Raw genomic sequence first — 11,823 nt, 5'->3', positions numbered from 1 at the left:
TGGTCGCTGAAACCACCGCCCCGTCCTAATTCCGTTCCATTAGTGATTTGATTTTTAAATTAACCGGTTAGGCCTTATACGTTTCCTTAATCGACCCCACCGAGATTGCCCCGATGACCATGATGAGCCCGGCCAAGAGGAACATGTTGACTTGCTTCCCACCCAATAGTGGATACAGCGAGAAGCTGGCCAATGAAGCCACGATTTGTGGCAAGCAGATGGACCCGTTGAACAAGCCCAGGTAAGTCCCCATGTGGGCCCCGGATAGGGCGTTCGTAACCATCGTTAATGGGTAAGTGTTCATCGCTGCCCAGGCAATCCCAACCAGGATAAAGGACAGAATCAACAGGTTCTTGTCGTGGATGAAGAAGACCGAAATGAATCCAAGGGCCCCTAAACCCAGGCTGCCGGCATAACCAAGCTTATGTAATCGGTTAGGCAACTTAGCTAACGCGTAGGACCAGACCACGGCGGCAATTGATTGCACGGCGGCTAAGACCCCGTACCAGTTGGCGGCCGTTTGGTAGGCATGCGAAGCTGGGTCGGTGGTGTGCCAAACGTTTAAACCAATGGCCCCGACGGAGTAAGTCCACAGGTATTGAAAGGCCACCCAGCAGAAGAATTGAACCAGGGTCACCGTCCAGAAGACCTTAGGCGCAGACTTCAACAGTGTCCACCAGTTTCCACCGGACGTGTTATCTTCCTTTTCAATGCCATGATAGAGCGCATAGGTATCGGGATCGTATTCTTTAACGCGGAAAATCGTAAATAAACTGGTAACAATCAGTAAGGCGGCCCCAACATAGAAGGCGACCTTGACGGTATCGGGCACCACGCCTCGAGCGGCGGTGTTGTGAATACTCATTAAGGCGAAGAGGAATGGCAATACGGCGGCCACAACGGCCCCCGTGTTAGACAGGAAGCTTTGAATCCCGTAGGCATAACTCTTTTGGTCATCGTTGACCATGTCCCCCACCATCATCTTAAAGGGTTGCATGGCAACATTTGAGGACAGGTCCAGAAACGCCACGGTAATGGCCCCGAACAACAGCGCCGCCACTGAGGCGTAACCGAAGCCAAAGCTCCCAGAGTTTGGCAAGAGAAACATGACAATAACGGCAATAATCGTTCCAAGTAAGAGGTATGGCAACCGGCGACCACCAAGCTTCGGTGCCCAGGTCCGGTCGGAATAATACCCCACAATTGGTTGAACCACGAGTCCGGCCAATGGTGGCAAGATGAAGAACCATCCCAAACTATTCGGGTCAGCCCCTAAGGTTTGGAAGATCCGACTCATTTGTGAACTTTGCAGGGTGAACGCGGTTTGCACCCCTAAGAAACCAAAATTAATCATCCAAATTGTGCTAGCAGGTAGCTTCGGTAACCGATTATGGGCCTTGGCCGCTGCAGCAGAAGACTCTTCTGCCATAACGAAAACCTCCTCAATCCTATTTAATCATAATTGCAATCACGTGATGACCTGAAGTCATTATGACACCGCTTACATTTTAATGCAACCGTTTGCGTAAACTTTTTTAATTCTGCGGTCGGCGTAATTAGGCTCCCTGATTGGCCCGCCCTTTCGACGTAAAACGCCCGGTACCAAAGGGCTACCGGGCGTCAATGAAGACTATTTATTTAATTTCATAGGGAATGCTAATCTGTCCCGGCGTGGCGCTCTTCAGCGGCTCCCGATCGGCGAAGAGCAATTTAACGGTGGCTGCCCCCATTTTTTCTGGAAATAAATTAACCGAATGCAGATCGGCATCGGATAATCCTGCCGGCAAGGATTGGTTAAAGCTAACGATTGGAAAATGACTGACCGCATATTCTTCCCGGAATAACCGGTAAAATTCGATCCCATTAAAGTCATCGGTGGCCATAATCCCATCGATCTCCGAATGTTGCCGAATAAACCGGCGAACCCGATCCAGGTCGCCGAGCCGACAGGTTAACGGCGCCGCATTAAAATTGGCCGCCACCCGTTCATACCCCTGACGACGTTGTCGCTCATAGGCCCACTCGTGTGCCGATTCAACAAAAACGGGATGCTTGACCGCCAATTGGTCCAGCAGGTAGCTGGCCCCACCAATCCCCGCCTCCAGGTTGTCGTTATCAACAAACATGTCCTGGGGATTATCGACAGGCTGGCCAATCGTGACAAATCGCAAATGATTCTCCCGCAGAAAGGCCGCAATGGGGTCGTCCTGATGGGCATAAAACAACACAAAGCGCTTGATTTTCCCCTGAGCCACCATGGATTTCACATTCGTTAACAGGTCCTCAGCGGTCTTGCTGATGGCCACCGACAAGACGTAGTGGCGTTGGACCAACTCGGTATTAATACCGCGTAAGAGGTCAATGAAGAAGGGATTTTCCGGCAGGCTTAACTCAGCATTCGGAAAGACAACCCCGACCGCATTGGCTTCGCCGGCCGTTAAATTTTTTGCATTATAATTGGGCAAATAGCCCTCGGCGGCAGCCAACTTTTGAATTCGGTCTCGAGTTGCCTGACTGATACGGGGATTATTATTTAAAGCCCGTGAGGCCGTGGAGACTGATACACCAGCCTTGGCCGCAATATCACGGATTGTTAACATCTTAAATGGCTCCTTCTGCACTGAAACGGCGTTATTGACACAAATCTTACCATACAAACGGTTGCTTTGAAAATTTTTATAGAAAACGCTTTATTGGTTAACCAACCACCAAAAAATGGACCTGCGACAACGGTCACAGATCCATGATCATCCTGTTAGATTACTTCTCGTGATACGTGCTCAAGCCGCTCGCCGGATTAACGGGCAAGGTCGTCACAAACTGACTCCCCGTTGGCTGATTGGCATGGACCGCAATCGTTCCGTGATGCAACGTCACAATCCAACTGGCAATGGACAGGCCCAACCCATTGCCACCAGTTTGCCGACTACGCGATGAATCAACCCGGTAGAAGCGATCGAAGATTCTTTCCCGATCGGCTGCGTTGATACCAATACCCTGATCGGCCACCGACAACTGCCATTTACGGCCTAGGTTGTTGGCACTCACGGTAATCGTACTCCCCGTTGGTGAGTACTTGAGCGCATTATCAATCAAGATATTCATCAATTGATGGATGAGGTCTTGGTCCAATGTGGCCTTAAACGATGTTACCTGCTCCACCTTCAAGGTCTTGCCTTGGCTGGCCGCAATCTCCGTATATGGCTCGATGGTTCGTTCCAGAAAGGCTGGCACATCGGTATTCTCAAAGTTGGTTTGCACCGTATTAGAATCTGAGCGCGCCAACGCCAATAGGTCGCGTGTCAGCGTCTGTAGCCGCTGGCTCTCACTGTTGGCAATCGCGATATTCTCGGCCTGATCGATAATCCGATCGTTGGGCTTGGTTAACAGTAGCTCCAATTTATTTTGAATAATGGTTAATGGCGTCCGTAACTCATGGGCGGCGTTCCCAACGAATTCCGTTTGGCGACCCCAGGATTTCAAGATTGGGCGCATCGTCAGCCGTGACATCCAGACACTCATCAAGATCGATAGCAGCCAGAAGACCCCCATCGTAATCAGAATAACCCGCTTAAAACTCTTCATTGCCGACTTTTGCGGATCAATGTTCTCCATGATTAACAGATACCGACCGGCCACCGACTTGTCCGCGTTGCTCTTCGGCACCTTTACCAAGAGCGTCCGGAAGTTATACTTGCCACCAACCTGAATCGTGTGGAGGTGGCCCGTCTCACTCTTGTCTAACACAATATTCTTTAAGGTATCATAGCGTGACCCTAACTGATCTCGATTCATGACCTTACCGTCAGTATTATAAATCAGGGTGGTGGTCATAAATGGATGAATCGACTTGCCCCTCGTCTGAAGGGCGTGGCCGCCGACCATCGGCTTAACTTGGCGGGGCGGTCCCGCCAAGCGGGCGTCTCGCTCCACTCGTAGCGCCTGATCGGTACTGGTCAGCATGGCCCGCCGGAACAACACAAACACGATGACCCCTAGCACCATGAAGATCACCGAGAACCCGATAAGATTATTGAAAAACAGGCGCCACTGCTGGGCCCGATTAACTTTATTGCTCATTTGGGGCCTCCACAATGTATCCCGCGTTGCGGATCGTCCGCAGAGAAAGGTCACTACCGACGTGCTTGAGCTCCTTTCGTAGGTTACTCATATAAACCTCGACCACGGATAGACTAGTCTCTGAATCAAATCCCCATAGACGATTGAAGATCTGTTCCTTCGTGATAATCGTCCCGGGATTGGCGACGAGATAGGCTAACAAGTCGAACTCACGACCCTTAAGGGTCAATGCTTCGCCGTCAAAGCTGGCTAAATGCTTGCTGGTGTTAATCTCCAATTGACCGAGTGTGATGACATCGGCGCTATTCAAATGGCCTGTCCGCTTCAATAAGGCCTTCATCCGGGCAAGTAATTCCTCACGGTGAAAGGGCTTCGTGACATAGTCATCGGCCCCATCGTTGAACCCCCGCAACTTGTCGGCGATGGTGTCCTTAGCGGTCAGGATTAAAACGGGCGTCTTAATCCCCTTGTTGCGGATGTGAAGCAGCAGGTCTAACCCACTCTCCCCGGGCAGCATTAAGTCTAAAATGATGGCATCAAAGACGCCCTGGCTCGCTAGAAATTCTCCCTGCTCGCCATCGAAGGCGGTTGTAGGTTCACTGATTGGCTTGATTAATTCGACAATGTCCGCGGATAATTCGCGTTCATCCTCCACGACTAATACTTTGGCTGTGGCACTCAACGGGCATTCCTCCTTTATAATGGTTAACTAAAATTATAGTCTAAATCATTAACGATAACGCAACCTTAAGTCATTTAATGACCGATTCGCTAACTTTTTTTGAAGATTGAAGGCTTCTCCCCAAGTTTTCACCATTATTGGGGTAAACTTTGATCAAAGTCGTCTGCATGTTATCCTATTAAGGTCAGACATCTTGTTCGTCAACAACGGAGGGGTTTTATGAAGCAGCATCAACCAAAGCAGCGGCCCACGCGGGTGAGTCGTTGGGTGTACTTGGGGGCATTCCTAATCCCGCTAATCATCATGTGTGCCGTCTTTTTCCACTTAAAAATTACGCCGTTTGGCAAAAACAGTCCACTCTTCAGTGACATGGGGGCCCAGTACATTCCAATCCTGGAAAATCTGCGGACGACCCTGACGAGTGGCCAATTTCACTTATTTTCATATTCATTAGGCACCGGGAGTGGACTCATCCCGCTCATGGCCTACTACATGATCAGTCCCTTTAACCTGATCGTGCTCCTCTTCTCCGCGGCTAAATTGCCAATGGCGGTGACCTGGATCCTCATCTTAAAGATCAGCACGATCGGCCTAACCATGGCCATCTTCCTACGTAATGCCTTCACGCGGAGTGGCTGGTCACTCCTCTTGTTCTCAACGGCCTTCAGCATCTGCGGCTTCGTGGCCATGTACTTCTACGACCTGATGTGGCTCGATGCCTTAATCTGGTTGCCATTAGTGGTTTTGGGCATGCACCGGATTGTCAGTCGTCACCATTACGGCCTGTATACAGTGACCCTAACGGCCACCATTCTTTCAAACTATTACATGGGTTATATGACCTGCATCTTCTCGGTCATCTACTTTATTTACTTAATTATCGAACAACAACCCAATGAGACGCCTTTCAAAACCGTCTGCAAGATTCACTGGCCCGCCGTCCGCCAATTCCTAATTGGCTCGATATTGGCTGGTGGGATGAGCATGGTCATCTTAATTCCGACGGCACAGGGCATGCTACTCACGGGTAAAAGCAACTTTTTCATTAACAACTACTTACCAACGCCCACCTTTGGGACTGAGGTCTTGGCGCAATTGGGCCTAGGTGGTGGCACTTACGCCACCCACCTCTACCATGCCCCAAGCCTCTTCATGGGCACCCTGATGTTTCTCTTACTGATCGTGTTCTTTGTCTCACCAAAGGTCGCCGCGATTGAGAAGCGCCGAGCCATGTGGGTCCTCGCCATCATGGGTTTAGGATTATTAATCATGCTGTTCAATACGATCTGGCACATGTTCCAACAACCTGCCGGATTCCCGTTCCGAAACGTCTATTTCTTCACGTTCTTGGCGCTGGTGACGGCCTACCGCGCCTGGCAGACCCACCCCGCCCAGACCATGAACGATCCCCAGAAGGTCCTGGCCCTCGTGTGGGGTGCCGGTCTATATGCCATTGGCTACCTTTCTGCTCAGATCATTCCCCGGATTTGGCACTATGCCCAACCCAGCTTAAACAGTGAGCTATACCTGCACAGCCAACCCGCCTTTCATCTATTCTGGGTGTCCTTGGGGCTATTGCTCCTTAACACAATGCTACTGTTCATTAGTGAATGGCGGCCCATCAGAATTGCCCTCATGGGACTGGTGATTGCCGGCGAACTTGGGGCCAACTTTGCGATTGCCACCCACGGGATGGAAACCGGATCGCAGACGAAGTTTGAAAGTGACTTCAACCGCGAGACGACGATCTTAGCCAAGATTGGTGCCACCAAGGCCACGCCTAATCTAGCGCGTGTCGACTTCCTCCATTCGGATATTGGTCAGGCTTATCAGGGCGCCTATGCCCACTACAACGATCCGGTACTCTTCAATTATGCCGGTACCAGCTCTTATAGTTCCACGTTAGTCGAGCAGGCCCGGGTGTTCCAGGCGGATCTCGGCTACCTGAGTCCTAACGTTCGGCGGATCAGTGCCCAAGGCTACACCCATTTGAGTGATACCTTACTGGGCCTAAAATACCGGCTGTATGCAACGCATCCGGAATCGGTTAACAAGCTCGACACGTACGCTGGTCTTGGCTTTGCGGTCGGCGACGACTTCGCCAACCTCCAACTGACGGACGGCAATCCAATCATCAATCAGCAACACATTCTGAGTGCCCTTGGTGGCAACGCCCAGACACTATCACCGGCCAAGGTCGTCGGCGTCAAGACGCGACGGGCAACGGTCGAAGACCTTGATGGCATTCCCAGCCATACCCAGATGCCCGGTCCACGCTACGTTCAAACCTTTACCCTCAAGGCAACCGCCACCGGAATGTTGCATGCCTACTCCCCTTCCAATACCATGATCTATTCTAGCCTTCACTTAAATGGCCATTCTGCCAAACCTTTTGTCAATGTCGACGGCAGTCGTTACATGGTTAAGCTTGGTCAACATCAAGCGGGCGACACCATTAAGGTCAGCTACATCACATTGGAACCGGCGGCCGGCTACAGTAATCAGTTTGTCTCGATGAATGAGGCCCAATACCTTAAGCTCGTGGACAAGATTAAGCAGCAACGATTGCACTTCACCAAAAAGAGTGGCGTCAGTTGGCTTAGCGGTAACGTCATTGGCTCTAAGGAACGGCCATGGCTCTACCTGTCCATTCCCGATACACCAGGATGGACCGCAACCGTTAACGGTCAGCCCGCCAAGATTCGCAGCATGATGCATGCCGAAACCACCTATCCCCTGCAAAAGAATTATCCGGGGATGATGGGCGTGCGGCTACGTCCCGGTAAGAATCATGTGACGTTCAGTTACCAAGCTCCCGGCCTGAAGACTGGGGCCTTGATCAGCGTGGTTAGTGCCCTGATCTTCGCCGGTCTCTGGTTGGCTACCGAATGGCGGCACCCCCGCAAGAGCTTGGTGAAGACTGAACGAAAATACTAGGTTTGGCTTTGTTTGGTCACTTCCGGTGGCCAGGGATGGCACCCGCTATGGGGTCACTTTCAGCCGATTAATCGGCTTCCAGTTCGACTATAATCCCCGCGGTGTAGGCTGGTAAGACCCCCCAGCCAACACCGCCGACACAGCGGCCACCATCCCTGTCCGCCTGCGGTTACACAGGTTCTAATTTAAAAATATACGATAACCTAACCAACAAAAGGCGACGTGCCAATCTGATTTTTTCAGATCGGCACGTCGCTTTTACTCTATTTAAATTTGCTTAACTGGAAGATAGTCCACGTTGCGATATCGATCGCCATTTACTAGGCGCTCTTCATTTCATCCTTTTCGCGTTGCGATTCCTTCTCGACGCGATTCATCGTCCACCGCAAGAGGAATGGGGCCAACAACGTGGCCAGAATAATTGCCGCCACAATGGCCGAGTAACGCATTGAGGACATCAACTTGGCCTGAAAACCAATTTGTGCAATGATTAACGCCATTTCTCCTCGTGAGACCATCCCGGCGCCAACGGCCATTGAGCTCGACCAGGAGAAGCCCGCCATCTTGGCACCTATTCCGGCCCCGAATTGCTTAGTCAAGACCGCAACCACCGTCAAGATAACGATGAACCACACCTGATGACCAAGACCCTTGAAGCTCATATTGAGCCCAATGCTGACAAAGAACACGGGAATGAATAAGGCATACCCGATCGGCTCGATGTGATGGTCAACGGTCTCCCTAGCAGAGGTTTGCGAAATCGCAATTCCAGCAAAGAACGCCCCAACCACGTTGCTCAGGCCAACCAGTTCGGCCACATAAGCCATCCCAAAACACAGGATAATAGCCATCAAAGTTGACCCCATCGGAATCATCAGCTTCTCACCAATCTTGGCCATGTACGGTGCCACCCAGCGAACCACGAAGTAAATCGCTGCGAAGTAAATGATCTGTTCAATCGTGGTGATCAAGAGGTTCGACGACCCCGTGTCACCAACGGCCGTCCCCGTCGTGCTGACCAGCACGCTCAAAATGACCACGGCCAACACGTCATCAACCACCGCGGCACCCAAGATGGTCGTTCCCTCACGACTGCTTAAGGCGTTCATTTCCTTTAAGACTTCGACGGAAATTGAAACGGAGGTCGCCGCAAAAATCACACTGATGAAGAGACTTTCGACAAAGGGTAGCTGATAGGCCCGGGCAACGATGTAACTACCGGCGACCGGTACCAGGACCCCCAGCGCCGCAACCAGGACACTCGGTTTCAGGTAACGTTTCAATAATTGTAAGTCACTCTCAAGTCCGGCAATAAACATCAGAATAATCACGCCGATCTCCGCAAAGCTATCCAGCTCATGCGTTAAATGCAGCCAACCTAAGATGGCTGGTCCCATAATGACCCCGACCAATAACTGACCAATTACGGCAGGAATCCCGATCCGGGTACAGTAGTGGCCAACAATCGTCGTCACCAACAAGATTAAAGTTAAATCCTTTAATAATTCCACAAGTGTCCTCCTTACGCAGAAAAAAAGCGACCGCTCCAAATTGGCCCTCCCAACCCAAGGAAGACGCCATTCTTGAAAGCTATCGCTTCAACCAACGTTCGACTATTTAACTAGTATTATACGGTAGCGCCTTCAAAAGCGCAATGGCTACGCCCTGCCACCTGAAAATTTGAAAATTCAGCAAATCAAAACTACTCCTAACCTATTAATCGTGTTAAACTAGTATCGATTGTGAGGTGACACAAATGAAATGGTTAGCAAGAAATATCGTGGTCGTTGTGTGGGCCTTCATCTTCGGTGAAGTCCTTGGCTTCATTACCTCGACACTTTCACAGATGAACTACAACTGGGTAACAGTTGGTATCGTTTCTGCCGTTGCCGGCTTTATTGCCATCAATGGTTTCGAGTTACTTGGGGACAAGAGTAAGCAACAAGCTCAGCCGGTCGCCAGCGATAAATAGGCACCCGCTAGACTGTTCTATTCAACCAATAACTCACACAAACGTTTCTTTTAGCGACTAGATGGCAGCGCTTACGAAAAGGCGCTGATCGAGTCACTTTTTTGGTCGCACTACATAAAAAACAAGCCTAAACCGCCACGGTTTAGGCTTGTTTTTTTAATTTTCTTCTGCCCGAATCTGATTTTTAATCTCGTTCATTTCGCGATCGAGTTGATTAACCAACTTGGCCTTTTCTCGTAATTCATTTTGCAGTTCGGCCTGATGCTGAATATGCTTTTTATAGTTTAATTCATGCTCCAGTGAGGCCCAAAAGTTCATGGCAATCGTGCGGATCTGCACCTCAACCGTCACCGGCTGCATCCCTGCGGCAAGATACACAGGCACCGCCAAAATTAAGTGCAGACTCCGATAGCCGTTGTCCTTCGGATGATTGACATAATCCTTACGCTTGATAATTTTTATATCCGGCTGTTGCGCCAACCGGCGCTCCATCGTGACGATATCATCCTCAAAGCGGACGATGATTCGAATTCCGGCAATGTCATGCATGGCTGCCGGTAACGTGGTCAGATTAACATCTAGGTGTTTCCGCTGCGCCTTTTCCAAGATACTCTCGGGCGACTTAATTCGCGACTGCTGACTATCCACCAGACTATGGCCGTGCTCAATCTGATATTCCTCATCCAGATACTTAATCTTGGTCTGCACGACCTCGACGGCACTGTTATACATCAGCATCAACTGTCGAAACTGATCAACCGCCTGTAATGCCGCGGGATCAGTGGGAATTTGAACGGGTAAATTTTCGTTCGCCATATTGGCCTCCTTACTAGGCTGCTTTCACGTGCCATTGACGGACCGTCGGCACCAGCCACCATAGTAAGACTAAGTTTACCAGTAACGACAACGCAGTAAAAGTAAAGACGCCACTGTAGTTGAACCAATTGGCAATATAACCACCTAGCATCGCCCCCAACATACTCCCTAACGCTTGAAATGATTGGTTCCAGCTAAAGACGGTTCCCGTCAGCGACTGCGGCGAGTTCTTCGTCAACAAGGTTTGGACCGCGGGGAACAATGCCCCATCGGAAACGCCAATCATAAAGCGCAAAATTCCCAGCAACCAAACGCTGCTAACGAAGCCCTGAGGAAAGTACATGAGTACCGCAAAGACGTAGCCAAAAACCAATACCCGGCGCGTCCCGTGACGATCGCCATATTCCCCCAATTTAGGCGCCGCCAATAGCGTTGACAGCCCGGGCAAGGCCGCAATGATCCCGGCGACCAGGGTGATTGGCCCACTCCCATGCATCAGTTGTCGAACATATAGACTAATAATTGGCGTAATCGAGTTATTTCCCATTTGAATAATCATCGTTGAAACCAACAAAATAATAATCAACTTGGGATTTTTAAGCTGTGATAGCCAGCTCCCTGCCTGCGCCTGTTTCGCGGCGCTAACCGGCGTGAAGTGTTCATGAACTAACGTCGCACTTAACACGAAGACAATTCCCAGAAAAATAGCCGTGAGAATAAAGGTCCAGCGAATTGAGAAAACCTGCGCTAGAATCCCACCCAGCACTGGGCCAATCAGGTTCCCACTGACATAACCCGTGGTTAAAATTCCTAAAGCATTGCCGCTCTTATTCTTCGGTGTTTCGGAGGCAATTAACGCGCTGGCATTCGGGATATAACCAGCGAAGAAGCCTTGCAAAAACCGCAGGCCGATCAATTGCCAAATGTTCGTCACAAACCCCATCAGGCCAATGACAATCGCCATACCCATGGAAGACCGCAACAGCATTAATTTACGCCCTTTGCGATCTGCCAGCTTCCCCCAGAGTGGTGAGACTAAGGCGATCACCAGGAAAGTCACGGCATAGGTCATCCCACTGTAGATGGTCAGCTGTCCCTTAGTAAAGGTCCCTAGGTCATCCACGTACAGCGACAAGAACGGCATGATTTCACTGAAGCCCATCCCCGCAATGAAGGTTCCCAGCCACAGTACTGCCAAATTCCGTTGCCATTGTTCTGTCTTTCGTGTCCCCACGACGTCATCGCCTTTCTCAAGTTTTATGTCGGTTAATTTTCATGATTGTTCGCCAAGATTTGATCCTGGCTATTGGACCGCCGTCGGCGGTTAGGGGCTCCG

9 protein-coding genes are annotated in these 11,823 nt (G+C 50.5%); 2 read left to right on the top strand and 7 right to left on the bottom strand.

What is annotated here, in order from left to right; translation table 11 throughout:
• Positions 1-67: 67 nt before the first annotated feature.
• The 4 genes from EKM96_RS01245 to EKM96_RS01230 all read right to left on the bottom strand — a co-directional run bounded on the left by EKM96_RS01245 (position 68) and on the right by EKM96_RS01230 (position 4,762).
• A complete protein-coding gene (locus tag EKM96_RS01245; protein WP_125638621.1) occupies positions 68-1,429 on the bottom strand; it encodes an SLC45 family MFS transporter in 1,362 nt (453 codons plus the stop codon).
• Positions 1,430-1,634: 205 nt separating this feature from the next.
• Positions 1,635-2,600 carry a LacI family DNA-binding transcriptional regulator gene (locus EKM96_RS01240; RefSeq protein ID WP_125638618.1) on the bottom strand — a complete coding sequence of 322 codons (966 nt, stop codon included), beginning with the start codon at positions 2,598-2,600 and terminating at the stop codon, positions 1,635-1,637.
• A 160-nt stretch (positions 2,601-2,760) separates the two neighbouring features.
• Positions 2,761-4,080, bottom strand: a complete 1,320-nt coding sequence (locus tag EKM96_RS01235) for a HAMP domain-containing sensor histidine kinase (RefSeq protein WP_125638615.1) — start codon at positions 4,078-4,080, stop codon at positions 2,761-2,763.
• Positions 4,070-4,762 (bottom strand): response regulator transcription factor, encoded by a 693-nt coding sequence (locus tag EKM96_RS01230; protein ID WP_125638612.1) that lies wholly within the window; start codon positions 4,760-4,762, stop codon positions 4,070-4,072. Before EKM96_RS01230 ends, EKM96_RS01235 begins: the two co-directional genes overlap by 11 nt.
• A gap of 219 nt (positions 4,763-4,981) precedes the next feature.
• Here EKM96_RS01230 and EKM96_RS01225 point away from each other — a divergent pair, with 219 nt between their 5' ends.
• Positions 4,982-7,699, top strand: coding sequence for a YfhO family protein (locus EKM96_RS01225; protein WP_125638609.1), 2,718 nt, complete (start codon positions 4,982-4,984; stop codon positions 7,697-7,699).
• Positions 7,700-8,019: 320 nt separating this feature from the next.
• On the opposite strand, the gene EKM96_RS01220 is transcribed toward EKM96_RS01225, so the two are convergent.
• Entirely contained in the window at positions 8,020-9,210 is a 1,191-nt protein-coding gene (locus EKM96_RS01220; RefSeq protein WP_125638606.1) for a cation:proton antiporter, read from the bottom strand.
• Between the two features lie 245 nt (positions 9,211-9,455).
• Between EKM96_RS01220 and EKM96_RS01215 the strand changes: the two genes are divergently transcribed.
• Complete coding sequence (locus EKM96_RS01215; protein WP_125638603.1) at positions 9,456-9,671, top strand: YjzD family protein; 216 nt, start codon at positions 9,456-9,458, stop codon at positions 9,669-9,671.
• A 156-nt stretch (positions 9,672-9,827) separates the two neighbouring features.
• Here EKM96_RS01215 and EKM96_RS01210 read toward each other — a convergent pair whose 3' ends face one another.
• A complete protein-coding gene (locus tag EKM96_RS01210; RefSeq protein ID WP_125638600.1) occupies positions 9,828-10,487 on the bottom strand; it encodes a GTP pyrophosphokinase in 660 nt (219 codons plus the stop codon).
• A gap of 13 nt (positions 10,488-10,500) precedes the next feature.
• On the bottom strand, positions 10,501-11,721 hold the full coding sequence (locus EKM96_RS01205; protein ID WP_125638597.1) for an MFS transporter: 1,221 nt from the start codon (positions 11,719-11,721) through the stop codon (positions 10,501-10,503).
• Positions 11,722-11,823: the final 102 nt, after the last annotated feature.

Source organism: Levilactobacillus tangyuanensis (assembly GCF_003946545.1).
GTDB classification, from domain to species: domain Bacteria; phylum Bacillota; class Bacilli; order Lactobacillales; family Lactobacillaceae; genus Levilactobacillus; species Levilactobacillus tangyuanensis.
This window is presented reverse-complemented; position numbering and strand designations above follow the sequence as displayed.

Coding starts and splice junctions, on each gene's coding strand:
- EKM96_RS01245 (WP_125638621.1), bottom strand. CDS start 1,429: ATGGCAGAAGAGTCTTCTGCTGCAGCGGCCAAGGCCCATAATCGGTTA.
- EKM96_RS01240 (WP_125638618.1), bottom strand. CDS start 2,600: ATGTTAACAATCCGTGATATTGCGGCCAAGGCTGGTGTATCAGTCTCC.
- EKM96_RS01235 (WP_125638615.1), bottom strand. CDS start 4,080: ATGAGCAATAAAGTTAATCGGGCCCAGCAGTGGCGCCTGTTTTTCAAT.
- EKM96_RS01225 (WP_125638609.1), top strand. CDS start 4,982: ATGAAGCAGCATCAACCAAAGCAGCGGCCCACGCGGGTGAGTCGTTGG.
- EKM96_RS01215 (WP_125638603.1), top strand. CDS start 9,456: ATGAAATGGTTAGCAAGAAATATCGTGGTCGTTGTGTGGGCCTTCATC.
- EKM96_RS01210 (WP_125638600.1), bottom strand. CDS start 10,487: ATGGCGAACGAAAATTTACCCGTTCAAATTCCCACTGATCCCGCGGCA.